Annotated in this window: 18 protein-coding genes and 1 tRNA gene; 8 read left to right on the forward strand and 11 right to left on the reverse strand. The window is 39.8% G+C overall.

Annotated elements, in window-relative coordinates:
- Positions 1–2 precede the first annotated feature (2 nt).
- Both TSP02S_RS03695 and TSP02S_RS03700 read right to left on the reverse strand, forming a co-directional pair.
- A complete protein-coding gene (locus TSP02S_RS03695) occupies positions 3–845 on the reverse strand; it encodes a M55 family metallopeptidase (RefSeq protein WP_041081979.1) in 843 nt (280 codons plus the stop codon).
- The gene (locus TSP02S_RS03700) at positions 842–2,449 is read right to left on the reverse strand and encodes a sensor domain-containing diguanylate cyclase (protein ID WP_041081981.1); all 1,608 of its coding nucleotides are present in this window, start codon (positions 2,447–2,449) and stop codon (positions 842–844) included. The genes TSP02S_RS03695 and TSP02S_RS03700 overlap by 4 nt, the downstream gene beginning before the upstream one ends.
- Positions 2,450–2,630: 181 nt before the next feature.
- On the opposite strand from TSP02S_RS03700, the gene TSP02S_RS03705 reads away from it, so the two are divergent.
- The 4 genes from TSP02S_RS03705 to meaB are packed head-to-tail and all read left to right on the forward strand — an operon-like array spanning position 2,631 to position 6,309.
- A complete protein-coding gene (locus TSP02S_RS03705) occupies positions 2,631–3,326 on the forward strand; it encodes a radical SAM protein (protein WP_332370266.1) in 696 nt (231 codons plus the stop codon).
- Positions 3,319–4,998: an acyl-CoA mutase large subunit family protein gene (locus TSP02S_RS03710; RefSeq protein WP_041081983.1), complete on the forward strand. Its 1,680-nt coding sequence runs from the start codon at positions 3,319–3,321 to the stop codon at positions 4,996–4,998. Before TSP02S_RS03705 ends, TSP02S_RS03710 begins: the two co-directional genes overlap by 8 nt.
- A gap of 14 nt (positions 4,999–5,012) precedes the next feature.
- Positions 5,013–5,429 carry a cobalamin B12-binding domain-containing protein gene (locus tag TSP02S_RS03715; protein WP_041081984.1) on the forward strand — a complete coding sequence of 139 codons (417 nt, stop codon included), beginning with the start codon at positions 5,013–5,015 and terminating at the stop codon, positions 5,427–5,429.
- The gene (meaB, locus tag TSP02S_RS10840; RefSeq protein WP_082025898.1) at positions 5,419–6,309 is read left to right on the forward strand and encodes a methylmalonyl Co-A mutase-associated GTPase MeaB; all 891 of its coding nucleotides are present in this window, start codon (positions 5,419–5,421) and stop codon (positions 6,307–6,309) included. Before TSP02S_RS03715 ends, meaB begins: the two co-directional genes overlap by 11 nt.
- Here meaB and TSP02S_RS03720 read toward each other — a convergent pair.
- Positions 6,288–6,363, reverse strand: a tRNA-Pro gene (locus TSP02S_RS03720). The genes meaB and TSP02S_RS03720 overlap by 22 nt on opposite strands.
- Before the next feature lie 99 nt (positions 6,364–6,462).
- Here TSP02S_RS03720 and TSP02S_RS03725 point away from each other — a divergent pair.
- Both TSP02S_RS03725 and ligA read left to right on the forward strand, forming a co-directional pair.
- Positions 6,463–7,131 carry a 5'-methylthioadenosine/S-adenosylhomocysteine nucleosidase gene (locus TSP02S_RS03725; protein WP_041081986.1) on the forward strand — a complete coding sequence of 223 codons (669 nt, stop codon included), beginning with the start codon at positions 6,463–6,465 and terminating at the stop codon, positions 7,129–7,131.
- Positions 7,128–9,164 carry an NAD-dependent DNA ligase LigA gene (ligA, locus tag TSP02S_RS03730; protein ID WP_041081988.1) on the forward strand — a complete coding sequence of 679 codons (2,037 nt, stop codon included), beginning with the start codon at positions 7,128–7,130 and terminating at the stop codon, positions 9,162–9,164. The genes TSP02S_RS03725 and ligA overlap by 4 nt, the downstream gene beginning before the upstream one ends.
- On the opposite strand, the gene TSP02S_RS03735 is transcribed toward ligA, so the two are convergent.
- Both TSP02S_RS03735 and pepV read right to left on the reverse strand, forming a co-directional pair.
- The gene (locus TSP02S_RS03735) at positions 9,133–9,768 is read right to left on the reverse strand and encodes a hypothetical protein (RefSeq protein ID WP_041081990.1); all 636 of its coding nucleotides are present in this window, start codon (positions 9,766–9,768) and stop codon (positions 9,133–9,135) included. The two genes, ligA and TSP02S_RS03735, sit on opposite strands and share 32 nt — an antisense overlap.
- 2 nt (positions 9,769–9,770) lie before the next feature.
- Positions 9,771–11,168, reverse strand: coding sequence for a dipeptidase PepV (pepV, locus tag TSP02S_RS03740; protein WP_041081992.1), 1,398 nt, complete (start codon positions 11,166–11,168; stop codon positions 9,771–9,773).
- Positions 11,169–11,219: 51 nt separating this feature from the next.
- Between pepV and TSP02S_RS03745 the strand changes: the two genes are divergently transcribed.
- Positions 11,220–11,765: a hypothetical protein gene (locus tag TSP02S_RS03745; protein ID WP_041081993.1), complete on the forward strand. Its 546-nt coding sequence runs from the start codon at positions 11,220–11,222 to the stop codon at positions 11,763–11,765.
- Positions 11,735–12,580 carry a metallophosphoesterase gene (locus tag TSP02S_RS03750; RefSeq protein ID WP_041081995.1) on the forward strand — a complete coding sequence of 282 codons (846 nt, stop codon included), beginning with the start codon at positions 11,735–11,737 and terminating at the stop codon, positions 12,578–12,580. Before TSP02S_RS03745 ends, TSP02S_RS03750 begins: the two co-directional genes overlap by 31 nt.
- Here the strand turns inward: TSP02S_RS03750 and TSP02S_RS03755 are convergent.
- Genes TSP02S_RS03755 through TSP02S_RS03780 form a run of 6 tightly spaced genes read right to left on the reverse strand, consistent with a single transcriptional unit; the run spans position 12,577 to position 17,202 of the window.
- Positions 12,577–13,317, reverse strand: coding sequence for a ZIP family metal transporter (locus TSP02S_RS03755; protein ID WP_041081997.1), 741 nt, complete (start codon positions 13,315–13,317; stop codon positions 12,577–12,579). The two genes, TSP02S_RS03750 and TSP02S_RS03755, sit on opposite strands and share 4 nt — an antisense overlap.
- Positions 13,314–13,670, reverse strand: coding sequence for an iron-sulfur cluster assembly scaffold protein (locus TSP02S_RS03760; RefSeq protein ID WP_041081998.1), 357 nt, complete (start codon positions 13,668–13,670; stop codon positions 13,314–13,316). Before TSP02S_RS03760 ends, TSP02S_RS03755 begins: the two co-directional genes overlap by 4 nt.
- A gap of 10 nt (positions 13,671–13,680) precedes the next feature.
- Positions 13,681–14,808: a cysteine desulfurase family protein gene (locus TSP02S_RS03765; RefSeq protein ID WP_041082000.1), complete on the reverse strand. Its 1,128-nt coding sequence runs from the start codon at positions 14,806–14,808 to the stop codon at positions 13,681–13,683.
- Positions 14,792–15,193 (reverse strand): iron-sulfur cluster assembly scaffold protein NifU, encoded by a 402-nt coding sequence (locus TSP02S_RS03770; RefSeq protein WP_041082001.1) that lies wholly within the window; start codon positions 15,191–15,193, stop codon positions 14,792–14,794. The genes TSP02S_RS03765 and TSP02S_RS03770 overlap by 17 nt, the downstream gene beginning before the upstream one ends.
- A 4-nt stretch (positions 15,194–15,197) precedes the next feature.
- Positions 15,198–16,370, reverse strand: coding sequence for a cysteine desulfurase family protein (locus TSP02S_RS03775; protein ID WP_041082003.1), 1,173 nt, complete (start codon positions 16,368–16,370; stop codon positions 15,198–15,200).
- A 10-nt stretch (positions 16,371–16,380) separates the two neighbouring features.
- Positions 16,381–17,202: a purine-nucleoside phosphorylase gene (locus tag TSP02S_RS03780; protein ID WP_144380716.1), complete on the reverse strand. Its 822-nt coding sequence runs from the start codon at positions 17,200–17,202 to the stop codon at positions 16,381–16,383.
- Positions 17,203–17,207: the final 5 nt, after the last annotated feature.

The raw sequence follows: 17,207 nt of genomic DNA on the forward strand, positions 1-17,207 counted from the left end.
GTTTACCCCCCAATGTCTTTCACTGCTTTTGCCAGGAAAACAATGGCCATGATGGCATTAAAAACCACGGAATAATCGTCGCCTTTAAAGACGACTGTCCTGGAATCTAATCTTTCCAACCCTGGCATCAATTCGGCTGCATCGGCGAAGGATGTGTCCTTTAATTCTATTTTCATCTCAATTGGTGGCGTGAATTTAACAATAGGTAGTTTACTCTTTTCAATTTGCACAGCGCGTTGAGCGGCTTCCTTTATCTGTCTCATTACAAGTGACTTTGGTTTCATGATAGCAGAGAATCTTCCCGTTGACTCCTTTGTTACAACATATAGGTATTCGCCTTTCAACGATTGTTGCAGTTCTTTTTGTAATGTGTTGTCACCTATTACGAGTGCAAGTGGAACTCCATGATAACCAGCGAAAGCCGCATTTATGATAGCTTCATTCATGCGCTGCCCATTTATCCAGAAATTATGAATGACCGAACTGGAATATGTATGGTCCATAATTCCATATTTTGCGCCAACACCAGCATGATACCCAAGAAAAATGACTCTATCAAAACTTTTATCCAAACCTATCATCATGAAATCTTTTCTTAAAGATCCATGGGCAATTTCAACATTCTCAAATTCTTCTGTTATTTTGTAGTATATGTTGTCTCCTGCAGCGTGTGAGTCAGATATCAAAACATAATCCACTTTTCCACTTTCAAATAATCCTTGAAGCAAAGCCTTTAGATGTTCATAAAGTATCTCAAAAGATTCCTTGCTCTGTCTTGGGGTGACCTCACTCCACATCGATATTCCAGCAAGCCCTTCCATATCAACAGAAACATAGACCTTCATGGCCTTTCCCCCTTTTTCATCTTATACATATTTTTATCGGCGATCTTTAAAACTTCTTCTAAGGTACGTGAACCATCAAAAATCGAAACACCAAAACTCACAGATAATCTTTCATCGAATCCAGTGATCTTTAAATTTTGTATCTTTCTGGATATCCTCTCAGCAATTTGATTGCCTTTATCAACATCAACATATGGAAGCATCAGCAAAAACTCGTCTCCTCCATATCTTACAACAAGATCCATCTTTCTGACACTTTTCAACAAAGATTTTCCAACCTCTCTTAGAACAGCATCACCAATGACATGGCCATAACTGTCGTTGATATGCTTGAAATTGTTCACATCGATCATGACAAAACAAATTTGGCCACCTTTTCTTTCTATAATACCTTGAAACCTTTCAAAATATTCCATGAAATAATACCTTGTATAACAACCTGTGAGAGAATCTTTCATGGCAATTTCTTTGTATCTCAGACGTTGAGTTTCCAACTCATCAAATAGAGATTTCATTTTCATTGCGACAGCTATTTCCCTACCAATCAACTCAAAAAGGGCTAAATGAGATTCTGTAAAAGCCCTGGATCCCAATTTTTGAAAACTTATTGCGCCAACAATCTTACTACCGAGTTTTAGAGGAATACCCACATAACTCCAGATCTTATTGGTTTCTCCTGGCACTATCGCTTTTGGTTTGTAAGGATCCAAACGCACAGTTTTTGTGTTTGGGATGTATGTGAATTCACCTTTGTCTATAACATAATTCGATAAACCAGTATATCCCCTTTTGATTTTTAAACCCGTTATCTCTTTTCCTTGATTTATACCATATTCAATGACAACAAATTCACCATCAACCAATGCAAGATAAAAGGTGTCGATCGGCACAACCTTTCTTGTCTCTTCATAGATTATTCTCCCAATCTTTCGAAGATCGGTTTTTTCTTCACTCAATACATTCATGATCTTTTCTACTAAGGAAAAGTGCAACCCAAAGAGTCTAAGTTGTTTGTATCTTTCCTCTGCTAATCTCTGAGAAGTGATATCTTTGAATACTACTAAGAAATCGTCATATTCGGGTATCACTATTATTTTGTACAATTCATTGTTTATGATAATGTCATCTTGGACGATTGAATTGTTTTTAGAGGCTTTTTGAATCATCTTCTTAATGTTTTCCCATTGTTGTGGATGCATTTGTTCGAATCGGTCAAATTCTGGTTTATTGCAAAAGAGTATCTCGACCTTTTTGTTCACAATCATTACTGGTGAAATTGGCATAGCTTGAAAAAAAGTTGCGGCATGTTCTACAAGGTTTGGGTTTGGTTCTAATAAGAGTATGGTATATATCGAGTTCTTTTGTTGAATCGAAAAAGCCGTTAGAGTCTGCCATATACCACATTTGTCCATCAAAAAATTCAAGGTTGCCGTTGGTTTACTGCGGCTTTCTTCAACCAGTAACTTTATTTTTTCCTTTGTGTTTGTATCTGTGATTGTGAGAAAATTTTTAAAGAGCGGGTTTACCTCATATCCAGTTCCATCTTTGAAAATGGCGCAAGGGATTATATTTCTCCTACAAAACCAGATGAGTATATCTTCCATCAAAACCACCAACCGCCATAGATAATACCATTACTTTGAAATTTAGTGCGTTAAATGATAAGATCTATACGGTGATGATTAGTTGATTTTGGTCGATCCGCAGGACACAATTCCAATCTCTCTTACAGGGCGATGGTGTGCCCTTAATTGTGCACATTGTGGAAAACATTACCTGAGCAATATGAAAACCTTTGAAGAGATGGAAGGATATATTCGAGAAGGCCATCATTCTTTTTTGATCAGTGGCGGTTTAAATGGTGTTGGAGAGATACCTTACACCGATGCACTTCTCAAAAAACTTGGATTTTTGAAGCGAAAATATGATCTTCAGTACAACTTTCACATTGGTTTTCCATTGAATTTTGTTCATGACTTTAGAGATATCGCAGATGTTGTCAGTTTTGATTTTTTCTCCGATTCAGAGACAATGAAAAAAATCTACGGTATTGATAGAGATCCACTCCAACAGATTGAAGTAATGAGATCTCTGGGAGCTTTTTCAGTTCCTCATATAACAATAGGAATAGATTGTGGAAAAATAACACATGAATACAAATCGATTGAAATACTCAGTAGATACTTTGATTCAATTGTTCTGAATGTCTTCATACCAACTTTTGGCACAACCTACGAATCTTGTAATCCTCCACCTGTTGATGAAGTCACAGCCATCTTTGAATATGCAAAGAAGCTTTTCAAAGTAGTTGCTCTTGGTTGTATGCAACCAAGAGGTTCTTACAGATCCATCTTACAAGGTGAACTTGAGGATATCGTGGATGTCATCGTGAAACCTGTGAATAAATCTGGCGATCATTTTAGAGGTTGTTGCGCATTTTTGTTAAAACAAATCTCTCAGGGGGTGATGAAATATGTATGATAAAGAGTTTTTGAATAGCCTTTCAAAAAAGGTAAAAGAGTGGGAAGAACAACTCCAAGCAGAATTGAAGAAGTTTCCTGAAAGATCAGAGAGATTTGGATCAAGATCTGGTATAGAGATCAGAAGAGTTTATACACCGCTTGATCTTCAAAATACCGATTATTTAAATGATCTTGGAATGCCTGGAGAATATCCTTTCACAAGAGGCGTGCAAAGAACAATGTACCGTGGAAGATTTTGGACTATGCGCCAGTATGCTGGTTTTGGTACGGCAGAGGAAACGAATAAAAGATTCAAATACCTCTTGCAACAAGGGCAGACAGGTCTGTCAGTGGCATTTGATTTACCAACTCAAATGGGATATGATTCAGACCACCCACTTGCACAAGGGGAAGTTGGTCGTGTAGGTGTTGCCGTTGATTCTTTGAGAGATATAGAAATTCTTTTTGATAGCATTCCCTTAAAAGATGTGAGCACTTCAATGACAATAAACTCAACAGCCGCTATTTTACTTGGTATGTATGCTGTCACTGCGCAAAAGCAAGGTGCCAACATTGGCGAACTCAGGGGAACCATACAAAACGACGTTCTAAAAGAATATATTGCAAGAGGAACATACATCTTTCCCCCTCAACCTTCGATGAAGATCATAACCGATATCTTTGAATTCTGCTCAAAAAATATGCCAAAATGGAATACGATAAGCATCAGCGGTTATCACATACGTGAAGCTGGTGCAAATGCCGTTCAGGAACTCGCTTTTACCTTTTGTGATGGTATAGCTTATGTTGATGCGGCGATCAAATCTGGACTCGATCCCAATGTTTTTGGTAAGCAACTATCATTTTTCTTTGCGGCACACAACAATTTTCTGGAAGAGATCGCAAAATTCAGAGCTGCACGCAGAATTTGGGCAAGGATCATGAAAGAGAGATTCAAGGTTACCAACCCGGAGGCACTCAAATTGAGGTTTCATACCCAAACGGGTGGTTCTACATTGACTGCACAGCAACCACTCAACAACATCGTTCGTGTTGCTTTGCAAGCCTTAGCCGCTGTCCTTGGTGGTACTCAATCGCTGCACACAAATTCATTCGACGAAGCCTTGGGATTACCAACGGAAGAGTCGGTACAGGTTGCGTTGAGAACGCAACAGATAATCGCATATGAATCTGGCGTAGCTGACACAGTTGATCCCCTTGCTGGATCATTTGTGATCGAAACTTTGACCAACGAGATAGAAAATAGAGTATGGGAATACATAGAAAAAGTGGATTCGTTGGGTGGTATGGTTAGGGCAATTGAAACAGGATATGTTCAAAAGGAAATTCACAACAGTGCCTATGAGCAACAACTCGCCGTTGAGAAGAAAGAACAAATCGTGGTTGGTGTGAATGCGTTTCAGACAGATCAAGAACACCAGTTGAAAAACATCTTAAAGGTCGATCCATCTGTCGAAGAAAGGCAAGTAATCGCTTTGAAAAAACTCAGAAAAGAGCGAGATAATGATGCTGTTCGAAGCGCATTGAAAAACCTTAAGCAAGCCGCGAAAAATGGTGAGAATATAGTACCATATGTATTCGATGCAGTCAGTGTGTATGCAACGCTGGGCGAGATCACAGACACCCTAAGAGATGTTTTCGGTGAGTATACCGAATCCATGATTTTGTGAGCGAGGTGGAATAAATGAGAATCTTTAGAATTCTTATTGCTAAACCTGGTCTTGATGGTCATGATCGTGGTGCAAAGGTCGTGGCGCATGCCTTGCGCGATGCTGGTTTTGAGGTGATTTACACTGGTCTTCGTCAGACACCTGAACAGATAGTTAGAACTGCTCTACAGGAAGATGTCGATTTGATAGGTCTTTCGATATTATCTGGAGCACATTTACAGCTTTCAAAAAAGGTTATTGATTTGATGAAAAAAGAAGGAATAGAGCATATACCGGTTTTCGTTGGAGGAATCATCCCACCCGATGATGTACCACAACTCCTTCAAATGGGAGTAAAAAGAGTCTTTGGACCTGGTACGCCATTGTCAAAGATCGTAGAAGAAGTCAAATCCATCTTGCAAGAGGGAGTGGCAAGTACAGGTGGATCATAAGACACTTGCAAAGTTGATCACCCAGATAGAGAACAACCCCGAGTTGGCACCAGAAATCGTTGGACGTTTTCCTGAACATCAGTCAAAAGTAATAGGTTTCACCGGGAGTCCTGGTGTTGGGAAGAGTAGCCTTATCGATCGAGTTATCAGATGGATCAGAAACAAAGATCTGTCAGTTGCCGTGGTTGCCATTGATCCATCCAGTCCTTTTAGTAAGGGTGCGTTCTTAGGTGATCGCATAAGAATGAGAGATCATTTCGTCGATGAAAAAGTTTTCATCAGGAGTATGGCGTCTCGTGGGGCTCTCGGCGGACTTTGCGACGCGGTATTTGATGTGGTAAACCTGTTAGAAGCAAGTGGATTTGATTATGTATTAGTCGAAACAGTTGGAGTTGGACAATCTGAGGTGGAGATTTCTAATCTGGCCGATCTCACTGTTTTGGTATTATCACCAGGTCTCGGAGACGATGTTCAGATGTTAAAAGCTGGTGTAATGGAGATAGCAGATCTTTATGTGGTGAACAAGAGTGACCTACCGGAAAGCGATACTCTCTACACTCAACTCCTTGCCTTTATTTCACTCGCTGGTAAGAGTGAAGAGCAGTTATGTAAAACAAGTTCGCATACACTCGATGGGGTACAAGAGCTTGTTGAGAAAATAGAGAAATTGTGGCAATTCTTTCATGACAACGGGACGTTGAGACATAGAAGAAAGAAAAGAACCCAACACCATGCCGAGCACATTCTAAGAAAGATGATACAACAAGTTATGTACTCAATTGGGGATTATCAGGTAGAAGACCCATACGAATTTGTGGAATTGGCGCTGTCGAAGTTATGCAAAATTCACTCAAAAAATGGTCAGGGGGGAGGGATTTGAACCCTCGACCTCCGGACCCCGATTCCGGCGTTCTTCCTTCTGAACTACCCCCTGACTCACTTTACATTAAGATAATACCACACCTCAAATTCACTTCCAAGATAGTATTTCAATATCGAGTTCTATGGTAAAATTTCAAAAGGGTGAGGATTTTTGATTGCCGCTGTTGGTGTATTACCTCAAGAAATCATGCCTCTTGTTGATGGGTTAACACATAGATTGGAAAATGCTGAATTGATTAGAAGACCTGTGATCAGAGGTGTGATTGGAAGTAACGAGATCATAATAACAAGCGGTTGCGTTGGAAAGATAGAGACTGCAGCGTTAATTCAAAGTTTGATAGATCATTACAAGGTAGATGCCATCGTTGTTCTTGGCGCTGCTGGAGCATTGAGAAATGATCTTTCAATTGGCTCAATTGTGGCTGGTTCTGGATATATTGAATATGATTTCACTCCAAGAGTAAATTTGGATTTAATCTTAGAACCACGTCAAAGTTGTTTTTCAGATTTTCTCGAGAAAAATGATTTCATCTCTGGATTGATTGCCTCTGGAGATAGATTCATCACAACAGATGTAGAGGCAAAGAAAATCTTTGAATCAACATCTGCACTGTGTGTGGATATGGATTCTGCAGCGGCGGCAAAGGTGTGTATTGAAAACGATGTAGAATTCTTGTCGCTGAAAGTAATTGTCGATATCGCCGGATCGAGGGCTATTGAGCAATATATAGAGAATCATCAAAAATTTGGAAGTAAACCTGCAATTACTCTTTTGGAATATCTTTCAAATAATCGATTCATATGTGGGGGAGAAAGATGAGCAATATCCCAGAAGAAGTTAAAAAAAGGGTGGAAGAACTGCGAGAGCAGATAGAATATCACAACTACAGATATTACGTCCTGGCTGATCCTGTGATAAGTGATGAAGAATACGACAGATTAATGAAAGAACTCATTGATTTAGAAAAGACATATCCTGAATTGGTAACACCAGATTCACCAACTCAGAGAATAGGTGACAAAGTTTTAGATGAATTCAGAACCGTTCAACATTCAGAGCCTATGTTGAGCCTGGATAATACCTATGACGAAACTCAAATAAGAGAATTCGATGATCGTGTAAAAAGAGCGCTTGAACTACAGGTTGTTGAATATGTTGCTGAATTGAAGATAGATGGAGTTTCAGTTGCGCTGAGATATGAAAAAGGCAAGTTTGTTTTAGGATTGACAAGGGGAGACGGAACGCGAGGCGAGGACATAACAGAAAATTTGAAGAGAGTTCACAGCATTCCTTTGAGATTGAGAGAGCCAATTGATATCGAAGTACGTGGAGAAATCTATATGCCAGTTCAAGAATTTGAAAGACTCAATAACGAGAGATTGGATCTTGGAGAACCACTTTTCGCAAATCCCCGAAACGCAACAGCGGGGACTATTAGACAGCTCGATACGAGTGTCACGAGAAGAAGACATCTTGATTCATTCATATACTATGTTCTGAACCCGGAAAAATACAATCTCAAAACCCAATGGGATGCTCTCAATTGGCTAAAAAATCTGGGTTTCAAAGTGAATCCAGATTCAAAACTTTGCAAAAACATAGACCAGGTTATCGAATATTGGAGTGAGTGGACACATAGAAAAGATGACCTATCATATTGGGTTGATGGTGTGGTTGTGAAGGTGAATCAGTTTGAGTTGCAAAGGATGCTTGGAACGACAGCCAAGGCACCAAGATGGGCAATAGCCTTTAAATTCCCATCTCAAAAGGTGGAGACGAAAATATTGGATATAACCGTTCAAGTTGGCCGAACCGGTGTTTTAACTCCTGTTGCAGAACTCGAACCCGTCCAACTTGCGGGAACTGTGGTTAAAAGGGCTTCACTACATAATTTTGACTATATCGAAGAAAAAGATATCAGGATCGGTGACTGGGTTTATATAGAAAAGGCTGGTGGAATAATTCCTCAGGTTCTCTATGTAGACACAAATAAACGAACTGGTCAAGAGAAAAAGATAAAGATACCTGAAAGCTGTCCTATATGTTCTGGGAAGGTGGGAAAGTTAAACTCAGACGATGTTGCACTCAGATGTCTTAACCCACATTGCCCAGCAAAATTGAAGAGATCTCTTGAAACTTTTGCAGCTCGAAACGCACTTGATATCAAGGGGTTAGGAGAAAAGATTATAGAAAGATTGGTTGATTCTGGTTTAGTAAAGGACCTTGCAGACATATTTTACTTAACTCCTTTTGAGCTTACGCAACTTGGTTCTGGAATAGGTCATAAAACAATTGCCAATCTCCTATCACAGATAGAACAATCGAAAAATGCACCTTTGCATAAGGTCATCACAGGACTTGGTATACCTATGGTTGGCGAAAAGACGGCTCGAATCTTGTCTGAGAACATGAGAAGCATTGAAAAAATCATGAATGCAACTGTTGATGAATTAACCCAGATACCTGGTATAGGACCTGAAGTAGCCAGAAGTATAAGGGAATATTTTGACGATGATAAAACAAAAGAATTAATCAAAAAATTACAGAAAGCAGGACTGAGACTTCAGGAAGATCAAAGACAACACGAACAAGTACTTGCCGGATTGACCTTTGCAATTACGGGTGTCTTGAAGAATTTCTCAAGAAATCAAATAGAAAATCTCATACATTCACTAAGTGGGAAGGTTACCGATAGTGTAACAAAAAACACCGACTATCTCATAGTCGGTGAGAATCCAGGCTCCAAGTTGGATAAAGCAAAAAGCATAGGAATAAAAATCATAACTGAATCAGAATTTCTCGAGCTTATAAAGTTTAAAGCTAAAAGTCCCCAACAGCAAAAGTTATTCTAAAACCACCCAAATTCATTAACGCAGATGGTAAACTCTGTGTCCAAGAAAGATTTAGGATATAGCCTATTTTTATACTCACCTTTGGAGATTGACCAAGGTTGAATTTCACAGAAGGTTGCAAAAGAACCCCCATCGATTCAAGTTCCAAAGGTGGTATGACAAAGGTCAACTGTTTGTTGGTGTCGGTATAAAAACCAAGAAGGGTCTTTTGAGCAAGAAGCTCGAAACCCAACAAATTCATTTGATGAGATGCCTTGAGATAAAAATCGAGATTTCCCCTTTTTATAAATCTTGAACCATTGTCTTGTTCAGAGAGAATAGAAGGCATCAATCCCAATTCCAAATGTGAATTATCTTTCTCGACATACACACCGCCCATTAGATAACCAGATTGGGAAAATGGATCTATAGCCATCTCTACCCTGGATCCAATCTCCCAGAGTGGATAACTGAAACTGAAACCACTATACCTGTAACCCACAAAGACTTCAAAACCATTCATCGGAAAGTGCAATGCAACACCATCATTTGTATCAAAGGTCAAATACGAACCAAAGCTTAACATCGAAAAAAACAAGATCAATATCAAACCGAGTTTTCTCATGTTTACCACTCCACCAAGACTTTGTAAAGGAGTTGTGCATAAATTCGAGTCATCAAAACAAGATCGTCAAGTGCTATTCTCTCATCTGGCTGATGTTCGGTCTCAGGCCTGCCTGGTAGCAATGGCCCAAAGGCAACACCGCATGGGACGGCTCTCGCATAAGTTCCCCCACCTGTGGTCAATAACTGAGCTTTTTCCCCGGTAACATCGGTATAGACTTCACTCAACATCTTGATTAATTCACTATCTGGTGAAACAAACAAAGGTGCATGGTGATTCCTTGGTTCTACTTGTAAAGGCTTCAAAGCCTCTATCACTTGTTTGGAAAGCATTGGTTCTGAATAATAGATTGGATAACGTATGTTAATAACAGCCGTTATCTTGTCATTGTCAAGATCAACTGTACCAAGATTGAGTGTCAACGGACCGGCTATACAATCTGTACCAGAAATTCTCAGTGAATTACCATCGGTTTCATAACCAATCCTTGTAAAGATAGTTCTTATGAATGTCTCGATACCTTCGTCATTGATTTCCATTGTCCTTAAAAAGTCAAATAGAGCAGCAGCCGCATTGATACCATGTTCAGGTTTAGAACCATGAGCCGATTTGCCTTTTACCTCAATTTTCAACTCGTCACCATTCACTTGCCAAGAAATCTTCGCGCCATTTTTTGGCTTGAATTCTTCCAAATCTTTGAGAATCTGATCTTTGAAGGACTTCATGATAACTACTGCTCTTTGCGGTACGACATTTGAAGCCTCTCCGGCTTTTAGATGGACGATATCGACACCAGATTTCTTTGATTTTTTGAGAGAAGAGCTTATTTTATAGTTTATAATGCCTTTCTCGGCATAGATTATCGGAAAGTTTGCATCTGGTGTTACTGCATAGACTGGAGCTTCTTCTTTCTGAAAGTAATACCTGATACCATCCCAACCAGATTCCTCATCGGTTCCAAGTATTATTCGTACACGATTTTTCACATCATATCCTGCATCCTTCACGGCTTTGAGTGCAAAGATGGCTGCAATTGTCGGACCTTTGTCATCTGATGCGCCTCTCCCCCACAAATAACCATCTCTGATCAATCCCGAATAAGGATCTACCGACCAACCATCGCCCTCTGGTACGACATCCAGATGGCCTAAGACTGCGAATAACTTCCCCCCTCTACCGTACTCTATGTGTCCACCATAACCATCCACGTTCTTGACTTGGAAACCAAGTCTCTTACCAAGATCAAGAGCGTACTCAAGAGCCTTTGCAATACCTTCTCCAAAAGGTTTATCAACACCTGCTGGTTCAGATTTGACGGACTTGATTTTTATGAGATTCGATATCTCTTGGAACATTTGTTGACTGTTTGCAAAAACAATGTCATCGATTTTCTTGTTCACAGACTCACCTCCACTAATAAAATGATACAATAATCGAGGGGTATTATTGAAGTGAAATGCCTTATAGTAATTGTAATATCACTTTCTATGGCTTTGATTGGTTTTGGCAATATCCTCTATACCGATGATTTTTGTTATACACTTGACACTATCCACGCAGTTTTGATGTGGTCAGAAAACAATTTGAGTTTTACCATCTCTCCTTCGGCGAATTTTTCGATTCGTATCGATGATGAACGAGTTGCTTTGTTAACCAGAATTTTGAAATATTCAAGACTTGAGTTGACAACCAAAATCTCAAAGGACGAGATCGGATTTTATATTCAAGATAGAAAACCATTTCTCGCATTTAATCACTTCACAATTGGATTCGATATGGCTCAGTACAAGAGTATTGTTTTCTCAACTATTGTGGAGAGTTATGGAATATTACCTGATCAATATGTCAATCTTGGTGCTTCGCTGAGAATATACGAAAATGGTGAAAGGCTTTTGAAACTCCTTGCACACATTCGATTATGGCAATTTGGTATGATTGCTTCTATGAATTATGGAGGTGATACTCTTTGCGGTGTTTCTTTCTATTTTTCATTTTAACTATCTTCTTCTCTCAATGTTTATCTTTCCAAATAGTTTTCACAAGTGATCTACATGAAACTCTAAATGTGGATGGATTTGGACCTGCTGGTCTTATCGAGTGGTTATCGGGTATAGATAGAGATAAGACCTTGGTTTTAGACGGTGGAGATCTTTTTGACTCAAAGATTCAGTTACCTTTTGTGGGTGATAGGAGATCATCAGTTCTGGAATACGTAAAGAAAGTTGGATACGATGCCATGGTTTTGGGTAATCACGAATATTATTTTTCTCATAAATGGTTGCAAGAATATAAGAAGATCAACAAATCATTGATTGGAGCAAATGTTCAAGACCTTGAACCGTTTCGCATATTTGATATCGACGGCGTGAAAATCGCAGTCATAGGTTTGACAACGATACAGCACCTTGCCAACCGTGTTGAGTATCACAACGATTTGCCAAAAGATCCTTTCGAGTCACTGAGAAAGGTTCTTGAGACTCTCCCAAAAGTTGATTACATCATCTGCTTGAACCATCTGCAACATGAAAGTGATATAAAAATTCTTGAATCTTTTCCAAAGATCGACTTGATTCTGAGCGGTCATGATCATCGTGGACCTGAACTCAAAAAGATTCAAAATAGTTATCTTTTTGAGGCGGCTTCTCATGCTGAATCGATCTATCTCATAGACGTTGATCCAATAAAGAAAAATGTTACGTACGAAAAACTCAAATTACCAACTAATTATATCCTTAGAGACAATACAGTCGGCACACTTTTGCTTGCTGGCGTGCTCATCGGTATTTTTTCAATACTCTGGGTATTTTTCTAACCCAAGATTAGGTCAAGGACAGACATACACGTGAAACCAACCAAGACCCAGTAAGTGGTTAGTCTTTCTTTACCTTTCAAATGAGTCTCCGGTATGATCTCATCACTTATCACAAAAACCATTGCTCCAGCCGCAAGAGCCATTAGGTATGGCATTAAGAGAGATGAAAAACGAGTGATGATAGCTCCAATTGCTCCTCCGACTATTTCTACCAAACCTGTCAGAAAACTCACTGCAAAGGCTTTCATTGGGCTGTATTTTGCGTTTATAAGCGACGCTGCGACTGCCGCGCCTTCTGGGATGTTTTGAATACCTATCGCCATTGCCACTGAAAAAGCATGGGGAGTGAACCCAGAGACACCAACTGCCATACCTTCTGGAAAATTGTGTATCGTTATCGCTATCACAAATAGCCATATACCCTTGAGTCTACGAGATTCAAGTCCTTCATGACCTTTCATAAAATGCTCATGTGGAACGAACTTATCAATCAAATCTACCATGAGACCACCGAGCATGAATCCAACTGCAAACTTGATGGGTCCACCCAATTCCATTGATGGAATAACCAAACTAAAGGCACTCGCGGCAAGCATTACACCCGCCGCGAAACCGAGTGAGCTATCTATAAACTTCTCACTCGCCGCCTTCTTGATGAAAAGAAAGGGTAAGGCACCTAAGCCTGTCGCCATACCGGCAACTGCGCTGTAGAGAATACCCCTTGACAGTCCATTCATGATTCAATCTTTGAGACAGCTTTTTTCAAAGCTTCCAAAGGAGCCTTTATACAGTCAAAGCCTTTATCATAAAATTCCATTTCTTGTCTAACGTGTTCCTCATTCAATGTTTTGACAAAGTCGATATGCTTTCCATTTGCCAGTCTGCACACGGCCTCGGCTGAGGCTATCACCCTTGGGCAACCAGAAGCCTTGAATGCGATATCTTTTATTTGGTAGTTTTCGATCTTCAAAAATATCCTGACTCTATCTCCATGGTCTGGATACACGACTTCTGCAGTATGTGTGTAATCTATTTCCTGAGCATATCTTGGATGCATGAACAATTCCTTGAATCTCTCTGAATACGCCATCAGATACCCCTCAAATTCTTCGCAATCGTTTCACTTCTTCGCACAATACTTGGATAAAATACTCTATCTCATCTTCAGTATTATCATATCCAAGTGTTATTCTAATCGCTCCATCAATCATCCAATCGTCTAAATCCATTGACTCAAGTACATGAGATCTAACCATTTTATGATGTGAAGAACACGCAGAAGCCGTCGAAACAGATATATCACGCATATCAAGTGCTGTTGCCAGTGTTTCACCGTGAATACCTTTAAAAGAGATATTTATATGAGAAAAGATAGTCCTATCACCATTTATATGGTAATCAGAAAGCTGTGATACTGCATCGATGATCTTTTTTTTCAAAGATTGGATTTTCTTGGACCACTCTGAATAGTTTTTCTCAATCACATTCAGTGCGACAGCCATTCCGTGTGCACCAGGGACATTTTCTGTACCACTTCTCAAACCTTTTTCATGACCTCCGCCGTAGATGATCGGGTCTAATTTTACAGATCTGTTCACGTATAGAAAGCCACAACCTTTTGGCGCATAAAATTTATGACCAGATGCCGAGAGCATATCGACGAGTGATCCATCTATCTTCAGTTTTCCAATTGCTTGTACTGCATCACTGTGCAGAACTATTCCATATTTTCTTGCTATCTTTGAGATCTCTTCAATTGGCTGAATCACACCCGTTTCATTGTTGACCCACATTATAGATGCAAGGACGGTATCTTTTCTAATAGCCTTTTCAAAATCATCTGGTGTGATATACCCTTCAAAAGTTGGTTTTAGGTATGTGACACGATAACCGTGTTTTTCCAGTTCTCTTGCCACTTGTAAGACTGCTGGATGTTCTATCTGAGTTGTAATGATATGGCCGCCATTTGGAAAGTTCGCTCTCAGGAAACCCATGATAGCTATGTTATCTGACTCGGTCCCGCCAGATGTAAAGAAAATCTCTTCGGGTGAAACATTTATGTGGTTTGCGATGGTTGTTCTGGCTTGTTCATAGATTTGTTTTGCCTGTTGACCATGGGAATGTAAACTCGAGGCATTGCCAAAGTTCTCAGTTAAAACTTTTACAACTTCTTGGGCTACTTCTTCAAAGACTGGTGTTGTTGCCGCATGGTCAAGATATACTCTCATCTTTTACACTCCTTGATGTTGATTCTTCATATGTCTTTATTGCCTTTCTGAGAGTATCAACAGCAAGGTTACTGCAGTGATATTTTACTTGTGGTAAGCCACCGAGTTTCTCCACTATCTCCTTCCATGTTATTTGCTTTGCTTCTTCAAGAGAAAGCCCCTTGACAACCTCGGTCATCATGGAGGCAGTGGCAATATTCGCCGCGCAACCGTAAGACTCGAATTTTATATCTGCAATGCGATCGTCCTCGATCTTCAGATAGACGGTCATCATATCACCGCAGGCTATGCTACCTTCAGTTGCTTGAGCATCTGCATCTTCTATTTTACCCAGGTTTCTTGGGTTTTTGAAATGATCCATCACCAACTCAGTGTATTTCAGCACTTAATCACCTCCCAGCCTTAATAGGGCTGATCTTTCTGAGCCACGAGACAACTGACTTCAGTTTTTCTACTGTGTAATCTATCTGTTCTTTTGTTGTGAATCTATCAAAGGTGAATCTGATCGACCCATGCGCTCTCTCATGGTCACCACCGATGGCGAGGATTGCGTAATTTGGTTCCAATTTTTCTGAAGCACAAGCTGAGCCAGTTGCAACTTCCACTCCTTCCATACTCAAAGCCAAGCTTATGGCTTCGCCTTCTATGAATTTAAAACTGAAGTTGACATTATAAGGTGTTCTGCGATCGTCTCTTGGTCCATTCAGAATCACATGATCTATCTCCGATTCTACTCTGTCTATGAAATATCTCTGCAGTGTTCTGAGATTTTCAAAAGTTGAATCCATATTTTGAATGGCGATTTCCGCAGCTTTTTTCATTCCCATTATTGCAGGGACATTTTCTCCACCAGGTCTTCTCTTGTCGAAAGACTCTGCACCATACATTATGGGCGTAATCTTTACTCCTTTTTTCATGTACAAAAACCCAACACCTTTTGGTGCGTGAAATTTATGGCCACTCACACTCATCAGATCGATTTTCATCTTTTTCACATCGACTGGAAATTTTGCATACATCTCAGCGGCATCGGTGTGAAAATATATCTTGTGATCTTGTTGGCTCAAGAGCTTTCCAATTTCTTCGAGTGGCATAATCGATCCAACAAAATGACCTATAGCTATAACACTCACCAATATCGTAGATGGTTTGATCGCTTTTTGTAATTCATCTAACTTTATAAATCCTTCATTATCAACGGGTATTGTAGTAACTTCAAAACCTTCTTCTTTTAGGTGAGACACTATACTCATAACTGAACCGTGCTCTAACGCCGAGACAATTATGTGATTACCTTTATTTTTGTTTGCTCGAGCAACACCGAGAATGGCTAAATTGTTTGATTCTGTTGCGCCTGAGGTGAATATTATTTCTTCTGCAGAATCTGCATTTATCGATTTGGCGAAAAATTCTCTTGCGTTCACTATATCATCGTAGACTTCTTGCGCAGATTGATAAAGGCCATCTGGTCTTGCGAATTTGTCGGTCATGTAATCTAAAACTACCTGTGCAACCTCGGGTATTATTCTCGTAGTTCTGCAGTTATCGAGAAAAACTCTCATCGAACACCTCCTACAGGTAAGTTATAACCCTCAGAATAATTCGAGCCATTTTTTCTCCAGTCTTTTCAGCTATTTCAAGGACTTCCTCTGCACTCAAAGGTTTCAGATCTTCAGGTACGGCTCTATCTGTTATAGCAGAGAGACCGAGTACCTTTATACCGGCATGTCTTGCGACTATTACTTCTGGGACCGTTGACATACCAACGGCATCGGCACCGAGATTTCTGAACATCTTTAATTCCGCTGGTGTTTCGAAATTTGGACCTGTTACTGCCACATAGACACCCTCGTAAACATCTATCTTTTCTTCTCGAGCTGCTCTTTTTGCGAGTTTGATCAGCTCTTTGTCGTACGGCTCACTCATATCTGGAAATCGAGGTCCCCATTCTTCAACATTCGGTCCTATCAATGGGTTATCACCCATGAAATTTATATGATCCGTTATGATCATTGGCTTTCCAACATCAAAAACTGGATTCAATCCCCCCGATGCATTTGTCACAAACAGATATTTCACACCGAGTAGTTGCATAACCCTAATGGGAAATGTCACTTCTTGCATGGAATATCCCTCATAATAATGGAATCTCCCATTCATTAGAACAACATCTTTGTTATTCAACTTCCCAAAGATGAGTTCACCCTTATGTCCAGGTGCTGTAGATATTGGAAAACCTGGTATATCTGAGTAATGAAACTTCTTTGGTTCTTGCAATACATCAGCGATTTTCCCAAGACCCGAGCCAAGAATTATGCCAATCTGAGGAGCTACACCACTCTTCTGTTTCAAAAAATCAACGGCGCTTTTCACCTTTTCCACATATTGATTCATCCTCA

Source organism: Thermotoga profunda AZM34c06 (genome assembly GCF_000828675.1).
GTDB classification, from domain to species: Bacteria; Thermotogota; Thermotogae; order Thermotogales; family DSM-5069; genus Pseudothermotoga_B; species Pseudothermotoga_B profunda.

Excerpts from the sequence above, each read along its gene's own strand:
- TSP02S_RS03775 (WP_041082003.1), bottom strand. The coding sequence starts at position 16,370 with ATGAGAGTTTTTCTCGATAACTGCAGAACTACGAGAATAATACCCGAG.
- TSP02S_RS03735 (WP_041081990.1), bottom strand. The coding sequence starts at position 9,768 with ATGAGAAAACTCGGTTTGATATTGATCTTGTTTTTTTCGATGTTAAGC.
- ligA (WP_041081988.1), top strand. The coding sequence starts at position 7,128 with ATGAGCAATATCCCAGAAGAAGTTAAAAAAAGGGTGGAAGAACTGCGA.
- TSP02S_RS03710 (WP_041081983.1), top strand. The coding sequence starts at position 3,319 with ATGTATGATAAAGAGTTTTTGAATAGCCTTTCAAAAAAGGTAAAAGAG.
- TSP02S_RS03695 (WP_041081979.1), bottom strand. The coding sequence starts at position 845 with ATGAAGGTCTATGTTTCTGTTGATATGGAAGGGCTTGCTGGAATATCG.
- TSP02S_RS03765 (WP_041082000.1), bottom strand. The coding sequence starts at position 14,808 with ATGAGAGTATATCTTGACCATGCGGCAACAACACCAGTCTTTGAAGAA.
- TSP02S_RS03780 (WP_144380716.1), bottom strand. The coding sequence starts at position 17,202 with ATGAATCAATATGTGGAAAAGGTGAAAAGCGCCGTTGATTTTTTGAAA.
- TSP02S_RS03760 (WP_041081998.1), bottom strand. The coding sequence starts at position 13,670 with ATGGCGTATTCAGAGAGATTCAAGGAATTGTTCATGCATCCAAGATAT.
- TSP02S_RS03705 (WP_332370266.1), top strand. The coding sequence starts at position 2,631 with ATGAAAACCTTTGAAGAGATGGAAGGATATATTCGAGAAGGCCATCAT.
- TSP02S_RS03715 (WP_041081984.1), top strand. The coding sequence starts at position 5,013 with ATGAGAATCTTTAGAATTCTTATTGCTAAACCTGGTCTTGATGGTCAT.
- TSP02S_RS03755 (WP_041081997.1), bottom strand. The coding sequence starts at position 13,317 with ATGAATGGACTGTCAAGGGGTATTCTCTACAGCGCAGTTGCCGGTATG.
- TSP02S_RS03700 (WP_041081981.1), bottom strand. The coding sequence starts at position 2,449 with ATGGAAGATATACTCATCTGGTTTTGTAGGAGAAATATAATCCCTTGC.